This window comes from Kribbella sp., assembly GCF_035687465.1.
Taxonomy (GTDB): domain Bacteria; phylum Actinomycetota; class Actinomycetes; order Propionibacteriales; family Kribbellaceae; genus Kribbella.
Map to the genome: position 1 here is coordinate 1 of NZ_DASRXP010000505.1, position 20,087 is coordinate 20,087.

Genomic DNA, 20,087 nt, shown 5'->3' on the forward strand with positions numbered 1-20,087 from the left:
GACGACCAGCGCCCTACGCGCCCCCGTCACTGTCCGTGCCTCCACGACGCCGCAACCAGTCCTGAACCAGCCGCGCACTGTCTCGATCATTGCCGAAAGCACCGATGGCGTGGCCAGCAGACCTCCGAGCGCCGCGAACCACGACGGACGTCATCCGATCCCCTCCCCAGTCCGCAAGGCCTGACCCCCCAGAGTCCGGTCCCCTCGGGATTCTCCTCCTTACGCGGCGTCACCGCCAGCATTCGTTCAGGAGCGGGATCGGGGCTGCCCGGGGCAGATTCGAACACCCTCGGCCAGGCCCTCCCGGAAATGCGTCCGTGCGGACCATGATGTGGAGCACGTGTGTCGGAAAGGTGAGTGGAATGAGCAATCTGCAGTTCGATCCGGAGGTGTCGCGGCAGATCGAGTCGGTCTACACGACGCCTGACGTGATCGAGCAGCGCCGGGTCGTCCGGACCTCGCTGGCGCTGCGGCCCGGCGACCGGGTCCTCGACGTGGGAGTAGGGCCGGGACTGCTGGCGGCGGAGATGGCGGCCGAGGTCGGGCCTGAAGGGCGGGTTTGTGGTATCGATATCAGCGACAGCATGCTGGGGATCGCCGGCACCCGGTCGAAGGTGCCGGGTGGGCCGGAGATCGAGCTGGAGCTCGCGTCGGCGGCGCGGCTCCCGCACGGCGCCGAGAGCTTCGACGTCGCGGTCTCCACCCAGGTGTTCGAGTACCTTGACGACGTGCCGGGGGCCCTCGACGAGATCCGGCGCGTACTACGGCCTGCCGGCCGCGTGGTCGTGCTGGACACCGACTGGGGTTCGATCGTCTGGCGATCCAGTGACGACACCCGGATGACCCGGGTGCTGACGGCCTTCGAGGAACATCTGGAGGATCCACACCTGCCCCGCACCTTCGGGGACATGCTGGGTAAGGCCGGGTTCACCCGAACCCATCTGCAAGTGGTCCCGATGCTGAACGCGGGCTTCGATCCCCGCACCTACAGCGCCGGGCTGATCGACATCGTGGCCGCCTTCGTGCCCGGTCGGGCCGGCGTCACCGAAGCGGAAGCGCAGGCCTGGGCGGACGATCTCCGCGGCCTGGGCGACAGCTACTTCTTCAGCCTGAACCGCTACCTCTTCGTCGCCTCGGCTCTCTGACCCGCTCCTGAGCCAGGGGGCGGGCGCATCGTGGGATACGCCCGCGCCGCCTTCGGTCGTTCTCCCGCCCCTCAGTGGGAGAACTCGCGGCTCGGTGAGCTCCACCCATGCCCGAATGGGGCCGACCGAACCGCGGGACACTCCCACAGGTACCCCAGTCGCTCACCCTCACACCCCGGTGCCAGCGAAAACTTGACGTTCCTCATACGCTCGCGGCCGGATGATCGTGGACGCTGACACCGCCTCGCCCTAACCTGGAGAACGGTTCCGTGGCCGGGGGAGGTCGCGGACGGGCTGTGGGGGAAGGGGAGATGATGGCGGACGTCTACGACGAGATTCTCGAGGACGAGCTGACCGAGGAGGATCTGGACGAGCTGGAAGCGCTCGGCGCCGCGGAGGACGCGGCGAAGATCCTCGGAGGAATAGATGCCTGAGACAAGGGTTGTCTGGCGGGGCGAGCAGCTGAACCAGCGGACCGTGGCGATGGTCCAGGCCGCGGAGAAGCTGGCCAAGCTCCAGTTCACGATCATGCAGGGTTCGTACAACAAGGGCGGCGTGACCGCGTCCGCCGGGACGCACGACGGCGGGGGCGCGGTCGATGTGGCCGCCGCCGCGTTGACCGCGGCGCAGCGCAAGGCGGTCGTGCTGGCGTTGCGGCAGGTCGGGTTCGCCGCCTGGTTGCGGACTCCGGCTCAGGGCAAATGGCCGTACCACGTGCACGCGATCGCTGCCGGGGACAAGGATCTGTCCCGGGGTGCGGCTCACCAGATCGCGGAGTACAGGCGGCTCAAGAACGGGCTGGCGAACCGGGGCAAGGATGACGGGCCGCCCGGGTACTACGGAATGACGTGGGAGATCTATCTGAAATACCACCCGGCCGCACCGGGTGCGAAGCCGCCACCGGTGCCGAACACCACGATCTCGCTCGGTGCGATGGAATACGCGCGCAAGCATGACGCGATGAGCGGAGTCTGGGGTGCGGACCGGGCGCAGGTGCTGGCCTGGGCGGCGCACCCGAAGATCGCGGCGATCTCGAGGGCGGAGACGCGGCCACCGGCCGGAGTTCCTTGGCACCTGCACTTCCAGCAAATGACGAAGAAGATCCAGCAGCGCTTCAAACTGCCGGTCACCGGCGTCTTCAATGCCGCCACCGCCGCGGTGATGAAGAAATACGGCTACACGATCATTGCTTGAGGCAATCTTCAGCTGGCTGACCAACGACAAGGCCCCACCGGTAGCAGCCGGTGGGGCCTTGATTGGTCCACTACCACCCGGGTCTGACCGGTGCAGCTGTGGAGGTGGAGAGCGGAACCGACGCCGATGCAGGGGTCAAGACGTCAGCTCCGCTTGCTGGGGGGTTATCTCGTGCCGGCCGCCCACACGTGGGCCTGATGGAATTCGAGTTGCTGCTGCAGCGCCGCCGGCGTTCCGACTGCGCCGAGGTGCTGCAGAGTCGGTACTACGACCGCGCGGATATCCGTCCGCTTCGCCTCGTCCAGCAGCGCGTGGAACGCGGCGGACTCGGCGGCGTCGCGCTCGGTGTAGACGGTGCCGAGGGTGAATCCCTCCGCGCTGGCGAAGGCGACCAGTTCGTCGGTCGCTGCCGCGAGTTCCTCCGCGCAGCTCAGCGCGTCGGCGCGAACGTAGCCGAGCAACGTCGGGCGGGTGGTCATCGCGAGCGCTCCGGCGCGGTCATCGCGAGCACGGGCTCGGCGATCGCCACTACGGGCTCGCTGGTCACGCGGAGGCAGGCGAACCGGCGGCGCATGGCCTCTTCGTACTGCGCTGCCTGGTCCGCGGCCGCGGTGTGATCCGCGATCGGGTGGCCGCCGAACCAGACCCGCACCCGGCGGTGCTCTGCGGGCATGTCGAGCGACTCGGTCATGAGGGGGATCCTTCAGCTCAGGGCGGCTTGCTTAAGTAAAGGACACCGCAAAAAGCCGGTTACCGGAATGGACCGGCAGGGACCTTTACAGAGGCCTTACGCTGCTCCCGTTACAACGGTGAAACCGCTGGTCAGAGCGGTCGGGACCGGTTCCGGTGAGAGGCCTGTTTTCGACTGTCAAGAATGTTTGCAGGGATTTTCAAATAACGATTCGAACAGGCCCTCCTTTCCGGCTGGGTGGAAAAGTAGGACTTCCTGGTAACCCTTGGGGGTCAGCCGGACACAGAGCGATTCAGAGGGGCCCGGAAAGGGCCCCCGAGACACCACGAGGGGGGTCGGGTGCGGGACGAGAGAGACTTCGCGGAGCTCTACCGACGCAGATATCCGGCGATCTACGCGTACGGCGTTCGCCGGGTGGGCCCGGAGTCCGCCAGGGAGGTCGCGGCCGAGGTGTTCCTGGTGCTGTGGCGCCGGCGGATCGAGTTGGCCGAGGACGAGGAACTCCCCTGGCTGTACGGGACCGCCCGCAAGGTGACGGCGAATCTCCTGCGCTCGGAGAAGCGTCGCTCGGCGCTGACCCAACGGGTCAGCTCGGTGATCGCCGTCGGTGTGGCCGGCCAGCTCGACCCGATGGGCGCGGTCGACGCGGTGCTCGACGTGCGGGCCGCGCTCGGCCGGCTGTCACCGAAGGACCAGGAAGCGCTGCTGCTGGTCGAGTGGGAGGGCGTGGACCTGGCTGCCGGCGCACGGATCACCGGCTGCTCGCCGAACACCTTCAAGGTGCGGGTCCATCGGGCCCGCCGGAAGTTGGGGGAGTTGTTGAAGGACCAGGCTGCGCCCGCGGTCGGCGTACTGGCTGTGCGGAAAGGGGAAGGCGATGACTGACCAGCAGATCAAGGAGTTGCTGCAGGCGGCAGATCCCGCTCGCGGGCAGGTGGATGACCAGCTCGATGCGCAGGCGTATGACGACCTGCGGAAGATTGTCGGGACCACGCGCCGCCGGGGGAAGCGGGCGACGTACGGGCGGCTGGCGATGACCGGACTGGCCGGGGCGCTGGTGGTCGTCGTACTGGTGGCGCAGCCGTGGGCGGGTAGTTCAGAAGAGGGTGGGCCCGGGACAGCCCACGCGGGGACGCCGCCGCTGCTGAAGTACACGCCGCAGGACAAGCGGCCCGCGAAGGAGCAACTGCTGGACTTTGCCGCCCGGGTTCGCGCGCTGCCGGCCGAGGTGCCGAGCGGCCCGGTACTGCGACTGACCACCAAGGGCTGGTACCTGGTCAGCGGTGACATGACCGAGTCCTACATCGAGCCGCAGGCTGCGACGGCGTACGTCGTGGACAGGCAGATCCGGAGCCTGCAGGACGGGCAGCTCGGTGATCCCATCGGGGTCTACTGGCCGAACGAATTGTCGGCAGACCCGGCCGTACTGAAGAACCAGTTGGCTTATGCGCACCCCGGCAACAGCCCTGATTCGTTCCTCGCCGCGCTCGGGGACCTGCAGGCGGAGGCGAACCCGGGCCCGAAGCTCAGGGCCGCGCTGATGACGCTCCTCGCGGACCAGCCCGGCATCACGGCCGACGGGACGGTGGTCGATCGCTTCGGCCGCCGCGGCGTCGCCTTCTCGTTGGTCAGCGACGGCGGCGGCCTCCCGTCGAAGAAGACGGTCATCTTCGATGTGAAGACCGGCGTGGTGCTCGGGAGGGAGGAGATGCTGACCGAGGACGCCGGCAAGTTGAACGTGCCGATTCCCTCGGTCATCAGCTACACCTCCTATCTCAGCCGGGATTACCTGCCGGCGCTGCCGAAGTAGTTCGCTTCTTCAAGCCAGGCGCGGTTGCGGCGAGCCCCAGTACGGCCGCGACGAGCGGCACCAGGAGCGCAGTACGGAAGCCGTCCAGGGTCAGCTCGTCCGCGGTCGCCAGCATGGCGGCGACAACGGCAAGACCGAGCGCGGAGCCGAATTGGAACGAGGTGGTCAGTACCCCGCCGGCCAGCCCTTGTTCCTCTTCGGCGACGCCGTCGGTCGCCGCGATCGTCAACGGTCCATAGGCAAAGGAGAACGCCAAACTCAGCAGGAGGAAGGTCGGCAGCATCGCGGCATACGTCCAATCCGCTCCGAGCGGCAGGAACAACGCATAACCGGCCGCCGCGAACACGAACCCGCCGAACATCACCCGCCCGTTGCCGAAACGCTCCACCAGCCACGGCGTCAGGAGAGGCGAGAGAATCGCATCGAGACCGAGCACCATCAACGCGAGTCCGGTCTCGAACTCCGACCAGTGCCGCAACTCCTGCAGATAAAGAACCGTCACGAACTGGAATCCGACGAACGACCCGACCAGCAGGATCGCCCCGAGATTCGCCCGGACCAACGACGCACTCCGGAACAACCCGAAGCGCACCAAGGGCGCGGCCGCCCGCCGCTCGACCAGCAGGAACAAGCCGAACAACGCCAGTCCGCCGACCACCGTGGCAAGAGTCTGACCAGCCTGTACGTCGGGCGCGCGGACGACTGTGGCCACCAGGAGCAGCATCGCTCCGGTCAACGTCAACGCCCCGGTGAGGTCGAATCCCGTCCTGGTCAGCGCCGGGTTGGCTTCGCGTGGGATCAACGCGAGCGCCCCGACCAGGATGATCGCGGCCAGCACCACCGGAGCGAAGAAGACCCAGCGCCAGTCGATCGCTGTCAGGAGACCACCGGCCACCATCCCGAGGGAGAACCCGGCGCCCGCGGTCCCGGCGTACACGAGCAGGGCCTTGTTGCGCTGCGGGCCTTCGGGGTAGGTGGTCGTGATGATGGACAGGCCGGCCGGGGTCATGAAGGCGGCGGCGATGCCGGTGACGAAACGAGCCACGATCAGCACCCAGCCCTCGTTCGCGAAGCCGCCCAGGCCGGAGAACAGCAGGAACACGACCAGCCAGCCGATGAACATCCGGCGCCGGCCGAGCAGGTCGGCCGCGCGGCCGCCCAGCAGTACGAAGCCGCCGTAGCTGAGCAGGTAGGCGCTGACGACCCACTGCAGTTCGGTGGTGGACAGGCCGAGTTCGGCCCGGATGGACGGCAGCGCGACGCCCATCATCGAGACGTCGATGCCCTCCAGGAAGATCGCGCCGCAGAGTACGAGCAGAACAGCCCAGGCCCGGCCGGTGAGGCGTTCCTGGGTCACGGTGGTGGCCACGGGTGAAGCTCCTCTGGTGGTTCTTCGAAGTGGGGTCGGTTATCTCTTGTAACTGACTCCATCGTGAGGAACCATGAGGAATTATGGAAGAAGGCACTTTCAAGGAACCGAGTAACTCCTGCTGCACCGAGGACGCGTTCCAGTGGGACACGCGGGAGGACTGTGAGGTCCGGCAGATCCTGGACCGGATCGGCGACAAGTGGTCGTTGCTGGTGATCGCGCTGCTCGACAACCGCAAACTGCGCTTCACCGAGCTGAAGAAGACCATCGACGGCATCAGCCAGCGGATGCTCACCGTCACCCTTCGCCAACTGGAACGCGACGGCCTGGTCCGCCGCACGGTCCACCCGGTCGTGCCCCCGCGGGTCGACTACGAGCTGACCCCGCTAGGCGTCACCCTGCACGACACCATTCAGTCCCTCGTCACCTGGACCGAAACCCACCAGTCAGAAGTAGCCACCGCCCGAGCCACCTACGACGCCCGCGAACCCGTCGTCTGAATGTCGCCAGGGCCACCTGAGGAGCCGGTACACCCGAGTCCGGGTCTGCCGAAACTGTGTGCCACAACGACCTGGCCCCCTGGAACACCATCCTGCGCTCCGGCACCCCAGTAGCCGTCATCGACTTCGACGACGCCACCCCCGGCCCCCGCGCCGACGACATCGCCTACCTCCTCTGGACCTTCCTGAACCTTGGCAGCTCCTCAGCCCCAGCCGGGATCCAGACCCACCGTATGCGCCATTTCTGCAACGCCTACGCGACCGGTGACGAGCAACTCGGCTACAGGGTCCGCTCAGAACTCCTGGCAGCTCTGGACCGCCAACAACACCGAATCCTCAACTTCCGCGCTGCCCAACCCGACCCGTTCTCGGCGGCCAAGCACGCGGAGATCCTCGCCTCCATCGCCTGGACCCAGCTCCACCACGCAACCCTGGCAGCCCACCTCGCGGACTGACCGCCGGGCGCTGTTCAGCCGGACCCGCAGCACTCACCAACCGGCGCCGTCGCTCGCGCCGTCAACCTGTAGCCGCCCGCAGAGCCTCGGTGAGCGCGGTTGGTGAGTGCTGCGGGTCCGGTCAGTGGGTGGCGAGGAGGCGGAGGAGGGTGCTGCGGAGGGTGCTGGCTGCCTTGCTTGGGGGAAGGTCGGCCGCGGCGTGCGACAAGGCGATGGTCGACGTCACCAGCCAGGGGAGTGGGAGCTCCCGGGTGAACTCCCCGGTGGTCTGGCCGCGGCGGATGATCCGGGTGAGTAGTTCGACGACGGGCTCGTGCCGTTCAGCGTCGCCGGTCGCGGCCGCCGGATAGAGCTTGACCGGGTGACGGTCGAAGAACGTCCGGCCAGTGTCGAGCAACAGGAACAAGGCGTCGGTCGCCGAGCCGCTCTCGAGATCGAGGTCGCCGCAAATCTGGAGGGCCTCGGCCGTCAGGTGATCCGCGACGGCCCTCAGCAAGGCATCGCGCGAGGGAAAGTGCGCGTACACGGTCTGCCTGGTGACGCCCGCGGCCGAGGCGATGCCCTCCACGCTCGTGTCGGGGTCCTCGCCGAGCACCGTGATGGTCGCCGCCAGGATGGCGCTCCGGCTGCGGTGGGCGTCCGAGCGTCGGCGTCGCTTCCGTTCCGTCGAGCCCTGCGTTAGATCAGACACCTTGTCAAGAATAGCGTGACGGCTTACCTTTGACACCATCGTCAAAGATAACTGGAGGCATGATGACTGTCGACCTGGCCGCCGAGAGATTCGTCGAGGAGTTCTACACCTCGTTCACGCGGGATGCGATGGCAGGCGACGAGGAAGCGGCCGATGTCGTGGACCGGTATTGCACGCCCGACATCGTGCAGGTCGCGGACGGCATCGAACTCGACAGGGAGAAGCTGATCGCCCACTTGCGACCGGTCCGGAAGAACCTGGTCAGCTGGCGGTTCGAGGTGCATGAGGCGCACCGGACGGGTGACAGACTCGCTGCCCGCTTCACGATCCACGCCGAGATGCGCAAGGGCCAGAAGGTGGCCACCGAGGTCTACCTCTTCGGTGAACTGGCTCCAGACGGCCGGCTGCACCGTACTACGCAACTCACTCGCGCAGGTGGACACGCGTGAGCACGCAGACGTTCCACGTTCTGGGGATGACCTGTGCGCACTGTGTCGGATTTGTGAGTGACGAGCTCGACAAGCTGGCTGGCGTGACTGCGGTCGACGTGGATCTGCCGACCGGCCTGGTCACGGTAACCAGCGAACGCGAGCTTTTGGCGGCGCAGCTCCGCGGAGCGGTGGAAGGGGCCGGGTATGAACTCGGGCGGGACGGCAAGAGCGCCGTCCCGCCCGGTGCCTGAGGTGTGTCGCTCGTGTCCTCAGCGGACGGTGAAGCCTGCTTTGCGGAAGGCTTCGGCGAGGGAGCCTTCGTCCATCGGGGTCTCGGCCTTCTTGCCGCCCTGGGAGTTGCCCGCGCCCTGACCGCCACGGCCGCCCTTACCGCCGCCACCCTGGCCGCCGCCGCGGTTCCCACCGCCGCCGGGGCCGCGTCCTTGTCCGCCGCCCGGACCGCGACCGCCGCCCTGACCGCCCGGACCACGACCCTGACCGTCTCCACGACCCTGGCCGTCTCCGCGGCCCTGACCGCCGCCGCCACCCGGGCCGCGCTGTTCGCCGGCGCGGGCCGAACGTCCTTCGCCGGAGCGGCCGCCTGAGGTCGGGGCGCCGGGCTCGTCGTCCAGTCGCAGCGTCAGGGAGATCCGCTTCCGCGGGATGTCGACCTCGAGGACCTTGACCCTGACGATGTCGCCCGGCTTGACCACCTCGCGCGGGTCTTTGACGTAGGTCTTCGACAGCGCCGACACATGCGCCAGCCCGTCCTGGTGGACCCCCACGTCGATGAACGCCCCGAACGCCGCCACGTTGGTGACCTGGCCCTCCAGCAGCATCCCCGGCTTGAGGTCGGCGATCTTTTCCACACCTTCGGCGAAGGTTGCGGTCTTGAACGCCGGCCGCGGGTCGCGCCCGGGCTTCTCCAGCTCGGCCAGGATGTCCGTCACGGTCGGCAGCCCGAACATGTCGTCGACGAACTCGGCCGCCTTCAGCGACTTCAGCGCCGGCGAACCGATCAGCGCCTTCAGATCCGAGCCGGTCGAGTCGAGGATCCGCCGCACCACCGGATACGCCTCCGGGTGCACGCTGGACGAGTCCAGCGGGTCGTCACCGTCGGGGATCCGGAGGAACCCGGCCGCCTGCTCGAATGCCTTCGGCCCCAGCCGCGGCACCTCCTTCAACGAGGAGCGCGAGGTGAACGGACCGTTCTGGTCGCGGTGCACGACGATGTTGTCCGCCAGGCCCGGCGTGATCCCCGAGACCCGGGTGAGCAGCGGCGCCGACGCGGTGTTCAGATCCACGCCGACCGCGTTCACGCAGTCCTCGACCACCGCGTCGAGCGAACGGGACAGCGAGTTCTCCGGGAGGTCGTGCTGGTACTGCCCGACGCCGATCGACTTCGGGTCGATCTTCACCAGCTCGGCCAGCGGGTCCTGCAGTCGCCGCGCGATCGACACCGCGCCGCGCAGCGACACGTCCATCCCCGGCAGCTCCTGCGAAGCGAACGCCGAAGCCGAGTAGACAGATGCGCCCGCCTCGGACACGACCGCCTTCGTCAGCGAGAGCTCCGGGTGCTTCGCGATCAGCTCGGCAGCCAGCTTGTCCGTCTCCCGCGACGCCGTCCCGTTGCCGATGGCAATCAAATCGACCTGGTGTGCGGCGGCAAGCTGAGCAAGCTGTGCGATCGACTTGTCCCATTGGTTCTGCGGCACGTGCGGATAGATCACACCCGTCGCCACGACCTTGCCAGTGGCGTCGACGACGGCGACCTTCACGCCGGTCCGGAAGCCCGGGTCGAGCCCCATCGTGGCGCGAGTTCCGGCCGGAGCGGCCAGCAGCAGATCCCGCAGGTTGGCCGCGAACACCCGCACAGCCTCGTCCTCGGCGGCCTGCCGCAGCCGCATCCGCAGGTCGATGCCGAGGTGCACCAGGATCTTCGTCCGCCAGGCCCAGCGGACCGTCTCCACCAGCCACTGGTCGGCCGGACGCCCCTGGTTCTCGACGCCGACCTTCCGCGCGATGGTCGCCTCGTACTCCGTCGGTCCCTCGACCTCGACCCCGGCGGGCTCGGGCTCGACGGTCAGCGAGAGCACGTCCTCCTTCTCGCCGCGGAACATCGCCAGGATCCGGTGCGACGGCATCTTCGTGAACGGCTCGTCGAAGTCGAAGTAGTCCGAGAACTTCGCGCCGTCGGTCTCCTTGCCCTCGCGAACGGCCGAGGCCAGCCGGCCGCGGGTCCACACCCGCTCCCGCAGCTCGCCGATCAGGTCCGCGTCCTCCGCGAACCGCTCGACCAGGATCGCCCAGGCACCGTCCAGCGCAGCCTGCGGATCTTCCACGCCGACGTCGGCGTTCACGAACACGGTGGCCGCGGCCAGCGGCGGCACCGTCGGGTCGGACAGCAGCCCGTCCGCCAGTGGCTCCAGCCCGGCCTCGCGGGCGATCATCGCCTTGGTCCGCCGCTTCGGCTTGAACGGCAGGTAGATGTCCTCCAGCCGCGACTTGGTCTCGGCCGCCAGGATCGAGGCCTTCAGGGCATCGTCCAGCTTGCCCTGGCTCTCGATCGAGTCGAGCACGGTCTGCCGCCGCTCCTCGAGCTCGCGCAGGTACCGCAACCGCTCCTCGAGCGTGCGCAACTGCGCGTCGTCGAGCTCGCCGGTGACCTCCTTGCGGTACCGCGCGATGAACGGAACCGTCGAGCCCTCGTCCAGCAGCCCGACAGCTGCCCGGACCTGTCCCACGCCGACTTCGAGCTCCTCGGCGATCCTCTGCTCGACCGACTGCAAAACCACGTCCCGTGTCCCCTCTGAGTCAACTGACGGACCAGCATTCCGCCGCTCGCCCGTCGCAACCACATCCTTCCCTATCCACCCGACACCCGACGACCACAGCCCCCACCCTGTGGACAACCATCCCGAATCCCGTCCGCCGAAAAGCCTCGCCGGTACGACGAACGCCAGCGCCCCGCCGATACGTCGTACCGGCGGGGCGCGGGAATTGCGCAGTACAGATCAGGCGGCGTCGAGCGCGAGTTCGTCGTCCTCGGCGACCTCCGGAGCGGTCTTGCGAGCCGGCCGCATCACCGTGCAGGCAATCACGACCGCGGCGGCGACGATGACGGCGGCGATCCCGAACGACAGGTGGAAGCCGCCGGTCAGCGCGGCCGCGGTGGACTTGCCGGCCGCCGCCAGGCTCTCGGTGCGAGTCGCGGAGAGCGTGGCCAGGACGGCCAGGCCCAGTGCGGCTCCTACCTGAGCGGTGGTACCGGTCAGACCGGAGGCCAGACCCGCGTCCTCGGGCTTGACGTCGGCCATCGCCAGGCCCATCAGGGCCGGGAAGCACACACCGGCGCCCAGTCCGAGCAGCGTCAGCACCGGGAGCACGTGGATGAAGTAGTTGCCGCCGACCGGTGCCTGGGTGAACAGCGCCAGGCCGGCCGTGATCAGCACCAGCCCGACGATCAGCGGCCGGCGAGGACCGAACCGGGTGATCAGCTTCTCCGAGTAGCGGACCGACAGCACACCCATCAGGACCGTGGTCGGCAGGAAGGCCAGCCCGATCTCCAGCGCGGAGTAGCCGAGCACGCGCTCCAGGTACAGCGAGCCGAGGAAGAAGATGCCGAACATTCCCGAAGCGGACAATGCCTGGATCAGGTTCGCCCCGGTCAGGGTGCGCGACCTGAAGATGCGCAGCGGGACCAGCGGGTTGGACGCGGTCGCCTCGCGGACGATGAAGCAGGCCAGCAGGGTCAGCGTCAGCAGGCTCAGCGCGATGGTCCGGCCGGAGGTCCAGCCGAGTTCCGCGGCGGGTTTGACGATGGTGAACACCCCGACCATCAGGGCGCCGGTGATCAGGATCGCGCCCGGCACGTCGGTCCCGCGTCCGAGCCCGAGGCCCTTGTCCTTCTCGATCAGCTTGACGGCCAGGAAGGCGGTCAGCGCGCCGATCGGGACGTTGACGAAGAAGATCCAGTGCCAGTTGATCGCCTGGGTGAGCACGCCCCCGGCGAGCAGGCCGATCGAACCGCCGGCCGAGGCGACGAACGCGTAGACGCCGATGGCCTTCGCCTGCTCCCGCGGTTCCGGGAACAGCGTCACGATCATGCCGAGGATCACCGCGGAGGTGAGCGCGCCGCCGACGCCCTGGATGAAGCGGGCCACGACCAGCACCTCCTGGCTGCCGGCCAGGCCGCAGAGCACGGAAGCGGCGGTGAACAGCGCCAGTCCGCTGAGGAAGATGGTCCGGCGGCCGATCAGGTCGCCGAGGCGGCCGGCCAGCAGGAGCAGCCCGCCGAACGCGATCATGTACGCGTTCACCACCCAGGCGAGGCTGGAGCTGGTGAAGCCGAGGTCATCCTGCATGGCGGGAAGCGCCACGTTCACCACGGTCACATCGAGCACGATCATCAACATGCCGGCGCAGAGAACATAGAGAGCCAGCCAGCGCGAGCGGCCGCCCTGCGTGGCCGGCGTCGTCGCCAGGGTTTCGGTCGTCGCGTACATCGGGGTTCTCCTTCTGGTCCTTGGTGGGCCTTACACCCTTACGTCGGACCAGAGGGGCTCATTTTGACAGGCTGCCCGGATCTTTTTTCGGACGAGTGGTCCTGGTGCGGGCGATCCAGTAGACGAGCAGCGCCGGGACCAGTCCGGAGCCGATCACGAACAGGGTCGGCAGTCGTGCGAGCAGCAGGTACCAGGTAGCGAGGGCGATGACCCCGCCTGCGATCGCGAGGGAGCGGCGGAGCAGGAAGAGGTTGGCCGCGCGGAAAAGACCGCGCGTGGTGATGTCCGTCGCGGCATCCGGAAGGACGGCGAGGGCGCTCAGGTAGAGGCCGACGATCATCCCGGTCAGCGGAATCAGGACTGCCAGGGCGGCGATCCGGATGGGGCCGTCGGTGGAGGCCCAGAAGAGCAGCCCGAAGGCGAGCGCCACGCCTCCGAAGTACAGGCCGAGGCCGGCCAGCCAGAAGCGGCGGAAGGCCCACTTGAACTCGTTCCAGAACCGCCGCATCAGGGCCGGGTGCTCCTGGCCGATCGCGTAGGGCAGCACCCGCTGCAACGCGAACGAGGCGGGGAACAGCGTCACGATGCCGATGCTGAGGACCAGGAAGACCAGTTGCAGCATCAGCAGGTCGCCGATCATCGAGAGCTTCGACATCACGACGTTGGTCCGGCTGGTTTCCTCACTCACACCGCGTCCTCCTGGTTCATCACAGCCCGGGAATGATCGTATGATCACAAACAATCACACGCAGATCACAGGGGACCGCATGCTTGCACCGGAGCGTCACGAGCTGATCCTGCGGAGCCTGCGCCGTCACGGCCGGCTCCGGGTGGCCGAGCTGGCCGCCGAGCTCGGCGTCTCCGCGATCACAGTACGCCGGGATCTCGCCGAACTGGATTCCGCCGGACTGCTCCGCCGGGTCCACGGTGGTGCCGTCGGCACGAGTCCGGCCGGCCGATCGGCACCGGGGAGTCAGCTCACCATCGGCATCGTCGTACCGAGCTCGACCTTCTACTACACCGACGTGATTCGCGGTGCCGAGGCGACGGCCGACCGGTACGGCGCTCGCCTGGTGCTCGGGGTTTCCGGCTACGACGTGGCCGTGGAGCAGGAGCGGCTCGAGAAGGTGCTCGGCATCGGTGTGGCCGGACTGCTGATCAGCACGGCACTCGGGGACGGCCGGGCCGACGAACTCGGTCCGCGGCTGGACGACATCGACGTACCGGTGGTGCTGATGGAGCGGGCCTTCGGGTTCCCGCACGTCCGGCACGAGTACGACCACGTCCGCACGGATCACGCGTACGGCGCGATGCTGGCGCTCAGGCACCTCGTCTCGCTCGGTCACCGGCGGATCGGGGTCAACTTCAACGCGAGCGTCACCGCGCACTGGCTCCGGCAAGGCATCGCTCAGGCAGCCAAGACGCTCGACGTCGACCTCTTGATCTCCCCGGTCGTGTTGCCAGCACGCGGCGAGGACCCGGACACGATCGCGCAGCACGACGCGTTCCTGGCCGAGTGCGAGGCGTACGGCGCGCGCGCAGTACTGGTGCATTCCGACGAGCACGCCGCCCGGCTGGTCGAACGAGCGATGGAGCGCGGCCTGCGGATCCCCGATGACCTGGCGGTGATCGCGTACAACGACGAAACCGCCTCGCTGGCCGCCGTCCCGCTGACGGCGGTCTGCCCGCCCAAACTGATGCTCGGCCAGACCGCCTGCGAGCTCCTGCTCCGCAAGCTCAAGGCCGGCCCGGGTCGCCCAGCTGCCGTCCAGCACCTGAGCCTGCTGCCAGACCTGCGGATCCGCGCTTCCTGTGGAGCAACGATGCTTGATCGAATTTGATCATTCGAGCGATGAGGCCTTGACGAGGAAAGCCCTTTCCCATACTTTCGCTGCACTCGGTGGTCCGGTCGTCACGACTTGGCCGGCGGACCGCCCGGCAGCGAAGGAGTTCCCCTGTGAGACGTGGTGCCCGGAGTGGACTGGTGGTGCTGGCCGCGGTTCTCGGCCTGACCGCCAGCAGTTGTGGCAACGGGGTGATCGACAAATCCACGGACGGCGTCCCGCCGGCCGAGGCGACCGGCACCCTGCGGGTGCTGATCCCGTCCTTCCCGGCCAGCAACACCGGTCGCGAGGAGTTCGCCAAGGTGGTCGCCGACTTCCAGCAGACCTATCCGAAGATGAAGGTCGAGCCGGACTACGCGACGTACACGAACCTGAACGAGAAGCTCTCCACCTCGATCGCGGCCGGCATCCCCTACGACGTGATGGTCACCGGCGTCGGCTGGGTCCAGACCTTCGCGTCGAAGCGACTCTTCGCCGACCTCGCGCCGTACGGCGTCACGCCGGAGGTGATCCAGGACAAGAGCATCGGGGCGATGGTTCCGGCCGCGATGTACGACAACAAGCTCTACGCCTACCCGGTGGTCGCCGACGCCCGCGCCGTCGCGCTCCGGATCAGCGCCTTCAAGGAGGCCGGGCTGGACCCGGACAAGCCGCCGACGAACATGACCGAGCTGAAGGCGGCGGCCGAGAAGCTGACCAAGCGGAACGCCGAGGGCACCATCACCCGGTCCGGCTTCGACCTGGCCGCGCCGACCAGCTTCCGGCAGACCTACACGACCCTGCTCGCCTCCACCGGTACTCCGCTGTACCTCAACGGCGAGCCGAACTACAGCAACGCGAAGGGTGTGGAGACGTTGGAGTGGATCAAGTCGATGATCAACAACGTCCAGGTCTACGGCCAGAAGAATGCCGCCCAGCAGCCGCTGGTGTACACGGGTGAGGCGGCCATGGGCATCACCGGTGGTGCCGTCGACTGCTCCGACAAGGGCATCGGCCAGGCCAACTGCGACGACCTGAAGTTCTTCCGGTTCGACAGCGGCAAGGAGGTCGAGTTCGTCGGTGGCGACCTGGCCTCGATCGGCTCCCGCAGCCGGCACAAGGACGCGGCCTGGACCTTCATCCAGTCCCTGACCAAGCCGACGGCGGTCGACGCGATCGCCAAGCTGAACAAGAAGATCCCGGCCTACAAGGACGCGATCAACTCCCCGCAGGCGCAGTCGAACCCGCTCAGCAAGTTCGTCGCCGGCGGTCTCGAACTCGCCATCTACGAAGGCGGATCGGCGAACTGGCTGGAGATGCGGGGCAACTTCGACACCCAGCTCACCCAGGCGGTCCTCGGTCAGAAGGATCCCGCCAAGACGCTGGCCAACCTGGCAGGACAGTCACGATGAGCGCCACGCTGGAACGACCCACTGCTGCCATCGCGACTGCTCGTCGCGTCCCTCCGTCCAAGGACAGCCGCAAGCTGATCCGCAGTCAGGTCCGGGCCGGCTGGATGCTGCTCGCACCCGCGCTGCTGCATTCCGCGATCTTCCTGGTCATCCCGGTCGCCTTCGCGGTCGCACTCAGCTTCACCGACTACAGCTTCGGCGACTCGTGGGCCTGGGTCGGTTTCGAGAACTACAGCGAGCTCTTCGGGGACGCGAACTTCCGCGCCGCCTTCGTCAACACCCTGCTGTACGCCGTCGTGGTGGTCCCGGTGTCGATCGTGATCTCTCTGGTGATCGCGCTCGGCCTCAACCAGAAGATCCGCGGGCTGGGCTTCTTCCGGACGGCGTTCTACGTGCCGACGGTGACGGCCACAGTGGCCATCGCGACTATCTGGCTGTGGATCTACAACCCGGGATCAGGTCTGGCCAACGGCTTCCTGAGCTTGTTCGGGTTCGCGCCGAGCCAGTGGCTTTCCAACCCCGACACGGCGCTGCCGTCGCTGATGGCGGTCGGCATCTGGCAGGGACTCGGCACGAAGATCATCATCTACCTGGCCGCCCTGCAGAGCGTCTCCCGCGATCTGATCGAATCGGCGTCGCTGGACGGCGCGAACCGCTGGCAGCGGTTCCTGAACATCACCTGGCCGGCGCTGGGTCCCGTCCAGTTCTTCGTCCTCGTCACCACGATCGTCGGCACCTTCCAGGTCTTCGACCTGGTCTACGTGATGACCGACGGCGGTCCCGGCACCGAGACGATGGTGCTGGTGCTCGACATCTACACGAACGCGTTCCAGGACCTCCGACTCGGCTTCGCGTCCGCCGAGACGGTGATCATGATGATCCTGATCGCGATCTTCATCGGTCTCGGACGCCTGCTCCAGAAGGCGGATGTCAATGACTAGCGCAACGGTGACCGGCCCGATCGCCGGCACGAAGTCGTCGGGTCCGGGGATCGGCAGGATCCTGTTGTACGTCGCGCTCAGCATCGGCGCGTTGCTGATGATCACACCGTTCCTGTGGATGGTGCTGACCGCGTTCAAGAGCAACCTCGAGATCGCCAAGTTCTCCTGGCTGCCGGACGAACTGCGCTGGCGCAACTTCACCGAGGCGATGCAGACGGCACCGTTCCTGCGGTACTTCCGCAACAGCCTCTTCATCGCCGTCGGCGAGACCGCCTTCACCCTGGCGGTCTGTACGATGGCCGGGTACGCGCTGGCGAAACTGCCGATCCGCGGGTCGAAGGCACTGTTGAGCTACTTCATCATCCTGCTGCTCGTACCGTTCCAGATCATCCTGGTCCCGTTGTTCCTGATCGTGAAGTCGATCCCGCTCTTCGGTGGCAACAACATCCTCGGTCAGGGTGGGATCGGCTGGCTCAACTCCTGGTGGGGCCTGATCATCCCGCTGGGCGCGGCTCCGTTGTTCACCTTCCTGGCCCGGCAGTTCTACGTGTCGGTTCCGAACGAACTGGCCCAGGCCGCCCGGGTCGACGGCCTCGGTGAGTTCGGCATCTTCGCGCGGATCATGACGCCACTGGTGAAACCCGCTCTGATCACCATCGCGGTTTTCCAGATCGAGGCCGCTTGGAACGCTTTCCTCTGGCCGCTGATGATCACCACATCGGACTCGATGCGGCCGCTGCAACTGGGGCTGGCGATCTTCGCGCAGAATCCGGCGGAAGTGCAATGGCCGTATCTGATGGCCGGTACGGCGCTGGCGACCTTGCCGATGATCGTGATGTTCATCTTCGCCCAGAAGCGCTTCGTCGAGGGAATGGCGCACGTGGGGATCAAGGGCTGAAGGAGATCGAGGACTGAGGCGCCCCCTTCGCAGGTGCTCACCCCGCCCCGGGCGAGCACCTGCTGGGGCCCCCTCCAAAACCGGCGATCCCGAAGAAGCACCGGAGCGTCAGCCAAAGCCCCCCAGCCAGGCCGCTCACCCTTTTATCGTCACACTGTGCGCCGCGTTACACCTTTTCTCCGGTCTTTTCGCTGAATCCTCCGGCATTTCCGGCCATCCGGCCCGATGGCCGGACTTTCTGTCACCTGCTGAATTCACCCCATGACATTACGTGAGCATTCAACCGGTTTCGTTCGGCCCAGTCGTACTGGCCCGGAGGGCGCTTGAGGCGGAGGGGCGGTGGCGGGCTTGCGCGACGACCTGATCAAGCTGTTCGAGCGGTGGAACACCTCAGGCGAATCCGGGCTGGTGCTTCCCGCGCAGTACCTCGTCATCGAGGGACGAAAGGGCTAGGACAGCAGGTGCGGGGCGTGGTCCGGCTGGTGCTCCCAGCGGAGCCGGCTCGAGCCGAAGCCTGCGGCGTGTACGCCGTCGTGACCGCGCGGCCGCCGGCAGAAGTAGTGCGGCGAATACAGATCGCGGCACGAGTCCTCGTACGTCGTGTAGGCGAACTCGAGGTCCAGCCTGCTGTCACTGCTCATGAGAAGTCTCTCTCGTGACGGTGTGGCCCCCTCGCCAGCAGTATGACAAGGAGGTGTAACCGACGTATTTCACAGCGAAGCAGCGGGAGCCGGGCTGGATGGCCCCGCTCCCGCCGGTCGCGGTCTACCTGATCATTCCGTGCGGGTCGAGCACGTACTTGCGAGCCGCGCCCTTGTCGAAGTCGGCGTACCCCTGCGGCGCCTGGTCCAGCGGGATGACCGTGGCGTTCACGTTCTTCGCGATCTGCGTACGGTCGTTCAGGATTGCCATCATCAGTTGGCGGTTGTACCGCATCACCGGGCACTGCCCGGTCGTGAAGGCCAGGGACTTCGCCCAGCCGAGGCCCAGCCGGATCGACAGCGAACCGGTCTTCGCGGCGTCGTCGCTCGCGCCGGGGTCTCCGGTGACGTAGAGCCCGGGGATACCGACCGCACCACCGGCCCTGGTGACATCCATGACCGTGTTCAGTACTGTCGCCGGCCGCTCGGACTTGGCGTCGTCGCCGTGACCGTGTGCCTCGAAGCCGACCGCGTCGACGGCACAGTCGACCTCTGGTTCACCGAGGATCTGTTCGACCTGGTCCCTCGGTTCGCCTGCCGCGACGTCGACAGTCTCGCAGCCGAAGCTGCGGGCCTGCTCCAGCCGCTCCTTCTGCAGGTCGCCGACGATCACGACGGCGGCACCCAGGAGGAAGGCGGAGGTGGCCGCGGCCAGCCCGACCGGACCGGCTCCGGCGATGTAGACGGTGGAACCAGTCCCGACGCCGGCGGTGACGCAGCCGTGGTACCCGGTCGGGAAGATGTCCGCCAACATCGCCAGGTCGCGGATCTTCGCCAGCGCCTGGTCCTTGTCGGGGAACTTCAGCAGGTTCCAGTCGGCATACGGCACCAGCGCGTACTCCGCCTGGCCGCCGACCCAGCCGCCCATGTCGACATACCCGTACGCCGATCCCGGCCGGTCCGGGTTGACGTTCAGGCAGACCCCGGTCTTGCCCTCCTTACAGTTGATGCATCGTCCGCAGGCGATGTTGAACGGGACCGAGACGAGATCGCCGACCTTGATGAACTCGACGTCCCGGCCGACCTCCGCCACCTCACCGGTGATCTCGTGGCCGAGAGCGAGTCCCGGCGGTGCCGTGGTCCGGCCGCGGACCATGTGCTGGTCGCTGCCGCAGATGTTGGTGGCCACGACCTTGAGGATCGCCCCGTGGGGGACCTGCCGACCCACGTTGGCGGGGTTGACCCCGGGACCGTCCTTGAGTTCCAAGGTCGGGTAGTCGATCGACTCGACCGCCACATCGCCTGGTCCCTTGTAAATAACCGCCCTGTTGCCTGGCACGAGTACTGCTCCTCTCCGACAAGGTCCGTCGCTGTTCAAGCCGTGGGCCGCGACCGCCCTGTGAAGGAAGCGATGCGGTCGTCGCCTGCCCCGTCCAGGTGAATCCGCGCGTACGCCATCAACCTCTGCGTGGATTCGCGAGGCCGGCGCCGATCAGGGATTGCGTACGACGCTAGTCCCGCCCGCGGAGCCCGTCAACGGATGATCAGGCCGCGGACGATCAGGTTGGCCATCTGTTCGGC

At 67.4% G+C, this 20,087-nt stretch carries 22 protein-coding genes and 1 pseudogene; 14 read left to right on the forward strand and 9 right to left on the reverse strand.

Annotated elements, in window-relative coordinates; translation table 11 throughout:
* From VFG33_RS26755 to VFG33_RS26770, 4 genes are all read left to right on the forward strand, one after another.
* Positions 1-184 (forward strand): hypothetical protein (locus VFG33_RS26755; RefSeq protein WP_325055720.1); only part of this gene is annotated, 184 nt, incomplete at its 5' end.
* Positions 185-362: 178 nt separating this feature from the next.
* Positions 363-1,145, forward strand: a complete 783-nt coding sequence (locus VFG33_RS26760; protein ID WP_325055721.1) for a methyltransferase domain-containing protein — start codon at positions 363-365, stop codon at positions 1,143-1,145.
* A gap of 311 nt (positions 1,146-1,456) precedes the next feature.
* A complete protein-coding gene (locus tag VFG33_RS26765; RefSeq protein ID WP_325055722.1) occupies positions 1,457-1,579 on the forward strand; it encodes a hypothetical protein in 123 nt (40 codons plus the stop codon).
* A complete protein-coding gene (locus tag VFG33_RS26770; RefSeq protein ID WP_325055723.1) occupies positions 1,572-2,339 on the forward strand; it encodes a hypothetical protein in 768 nt (255 codons plus the stop codon). Before VFG33_RS26765 ends, VFG33_RS26770 begins: the two co-directional genes overlap by 8 nt.
* Positions 2,340-2,503: 164 nt before the next feature.
* On the opposite strand, the gene VFG33_RS26775 is transcribed toward VFG33_RS26770, so the two are convergent.
* Together VFG33_RS26775 and VFG33_RS26780 are read right to left on the reverse strand one after the other, a co-directional pair.
* Complete coding sequence (locus VFG33_RS26775) at positions 2,504-2,818, reverse strand: hypothetical protein (RefSeq protein ID WP_325055724.1); 315 nt, start codon at positions 2,816-2,818, stop codon at positions 2,504-2,506.
* Positions 2,815-3,030, reverse strand: coding sequence for a hypothetical protein (locus tag VFG33_RS26780; RefSeq protein ID WP_325055725.1), 216 nt, complete (start codon positions 3,028-3,030; stop codon positions 2,815-2,817). The genes VFG33_RS26775 and VFG33_RS26780 overlap by 4 nt, the downstream gene beginning before the upstream one ends.
* A 339-nt stretch (positions 3,031-3,369) precedes the next feature.
* On the opposite strand from VFG33_RS26780, the gene VFG33_RS26785 reads away from it, so the two are divergent.
* On the forward strand, positions 3,370-3,915 hold the full coding sequence (locus VFG33_RS26785) for an RNA polymerase sigma factor (RefSeq protein ID WP_325055726.1): 546 nt from the start codon (positions 3,370-3,372) through the stop codon (positions 3,913-3,915).
* Positions 3,908-4,840 (forward strand): hypothetical protein, encoded by a 933-nt coding sequence (locus VFG33_RS26790; RefSeq protein ID WP_325055727.1) that lies wholly within the window; start codon positions 3,908-3,910, stop codon positions 4,838-4,840. Before VFG33_RS26785 ends, VFG33_RS26790 begins: the two co-directional genes overlap by 8 nt.
* On the opposite strand, the gene VFG33_RS26795 is transcribed toward VFG33_RS26790, so the two are convergent.
* Positions 4,806-6,209, reverse strand: a complete 1,404-nt coding sequence (locus VFG33_RS26795) for an MFS transporter (protein WP_325055728.1) — start codon at positions 6,207-6,209, stop codon at positions 4,806-4,808. The genes VFG33_RS26790 and VFG33_RS26795 overlap by 35 nt on opposite strands.
* Positions 6,210-6,292: 83 nt before the next feature.
* Between VFG33_RS26795 and VFG33_RS26800 the strand changes: the two genes are divergently transcribed.
* The gene (locus tag VFG33_RS26800) at positions 6,293-6,709 is read left to right on the forward strand and encodes a winged helix-turn-helix transcriptional regulator (protein WP_325055729.1); all 417 of its coding nucleotides are present in this window, start codon (positions 6,293-6,295) and stop codon (positions 6,707-6,709) included.
* A gap of 53 nt (positions 6,710-6,762) precedes the next feature.
* Positions 6,763-7,164, forward strand: a pseudogene (locus VFG33_RS26805) (phosphotransferase); the annotation flags it as partial.
* A 121-nt stretch (positions 7,165-7,285) separates the two neighbouring features.
* Here the strand turns inward: VFG33_RS26805 and VFG33_RS26810 are convergent.
* Positions 7,286-7,855: a TetR/AcrR family transcriptional regulator gene (locus VFG33_RS26810; RefSeq protein WP_325055730.1), complete on the reverse strand. Its 570-nt coding sequence runs from the start codon at positions 7,853-7,855 to the stop codon at positions 7,286-7,288.
* 59 nt (positions 7,856-7,914) lie between these two features.
* Between VFG33_RS26810 and VFG33_RS26815 the strand changes: the two genes are divergently transcribed.
* Together VFG33_RS26815 and VFG33_RS26820 are read left to right on the forward strand one after the other, a co-directional pair.
* Entirely contained in the window at positions 7,915-8,304 is a 390-nt protein-coding gene (locus VFG33_RS26815; protein WP_325055731.1) for a nuclear transport factor 2 family protein, read from the forward strand.
* Positions 8,301-8,537: a heavy-metal-associated domain-containing protein gene (locus VFG33_RS26820; RefSeq protein ID WP_325055732.1), complete on the forward strand. Its 237-nt coding sequence runs from the start codon at positions 8,301-8,303 to the stop codon at positions 8,535-8,537. The genes VFG33_RS26815 and VFG33_RS26820 overlap by 4 nt, the downstream gene beginning before the upstream one ends.
* An 18-nt stretch (positions 8,538-8,555) precedes the next feature.
* Here VFG33_RS26820 and VFG33_RS26825 read toward each other — a convergent pair whose 3' ends face one another.
* The 3 genes from VFG33_RS26825 to VFG33_RS26835 form a co-directional block, all read right to left on the reverse strand.
* Positions 8,556-11,081 carry a Tex family protein gene (locus VFG33_RS26825; RefSeq protein WP_325055733.1) on the reverse strand — a complete coding sequence of 842 codons (2,526 nt, stop codon included), beginning with the start codon at positions 11,079-11,081 and terminating at the stop codon, positions 8,556-8,558.
* Between the two features lie 219 nt (positions 11,082-11,300).
* Positions 11,301-12,791: a DHA2 family efflux MFS transporter permease subunit gene (locus VFG33_RS26830; protein ID WP_325055734.1), complete on the reverse strand. Its 1,491-nt coding sequence runs from the start codon at positions 12,789-12,791 to the stop codon at positions 11,301-11,303.
* A gap of 58 nt (positions 12,792-12,849) precedes the next feature.
* Complete coding sequence (locus VFG33_RS26835; RefSeq protein ID WP_325055735.1) at positions 12,850-13,479, reverse strand: YesL family protein; 630 nt, start codon at positions 13,477-13,479, stop codon at positions 12,850-12,852.
* 79 nt (positions 13,480-13,558) lie between these two features.
* Here VFG33_RS26835 and VFG33_RS26840 point away from each other — a divergent pair, with 79 nt between their 5' ends.
* The 4 genes from VFG33_RS26840 (at position 13,559) to VFG33_RS26855 (ending at position 17,865) form a co-directional block, all read left to right on the forward strand.
* Positions 13,559-14,632 carry a substrate-binding domain-containing protein gene (locus tag VFG33_RS26840; RefSeq protein WP_325055736.1) on the forward strand — a complete coding sequence of 358 codons (1,074 nt, stop codon included), beginning with the start codon at positions 13,559-13,561 and terminating at the stop codon, positions 14,630-14,632.
* Between the two features lie 116 nt (positions 14,633-14,748).
* A complete protein-coding gene (locus VFG33_RS26845; RefSeq protein ID WP_325055737.1) occupies positions 14,749-16,026 on the forward strand; it encodes an extracellular solute-binding protein in 1,278 nt (425 codons plus the stop codon).
* Complete coding sequence (locus VFG33_RS26850; protein ID WP_325055738.1) at positions 16,023-16,967, forward strand: carbohydrate ABC transporter permease; 945 nt, start codon at positions 16,023-16,025, stop codon at positions 16,965-16,967. Before VFG33_RS26845 ends, VFG33_RS26850 begins: the two co-directional genes overlap by 4 nt.
* Entirely contained in the window at positions 16,960-17,865 is a 906-nt protein-coding gene (locus VFG33_RS26855) for a carbohydrate ABC transporter permease (protein WP_325055739.1), read from the forward strand. Before VFG33_RS26850 ends, VFG33_RS26855 begins: the two co-directional genes overlap by 8 nt.
* 449 nt (positions 17,866-18,314) lie before the next feature.
* Here VFG33_RS26855 and VFG33_RS26860 read toward each other — a convergent pair whose 3' ends face one another.
* The gene (locus VFG33_RS26860) at positions 18,315-18,506 is read right to left on the reverse strand and encodes a hypothetical protein (protein ID WP_325055740.1); all 192 of its coding nucleotides are present in this window, start codon (positions 18,504-18,506) and stop codon (positions 18,315-18,317) included.
* Positions 18,507-18,630: 124 nt separating this feature from the next.
* A complete protein-coding gene (gene fdhA, locus VFG33_RS26865; RefSeq protein ID WP_325055741.1) occupies positions 18,631-19,845 on the reverse strand; it encodes a formaldehyde dehydrogenase, glutathione-independent in 1,215 nt (404 codons plus the stop codon).
* Between the last annotated feature and the right edge of the window lie 242 nt (positions 19,846-20,087).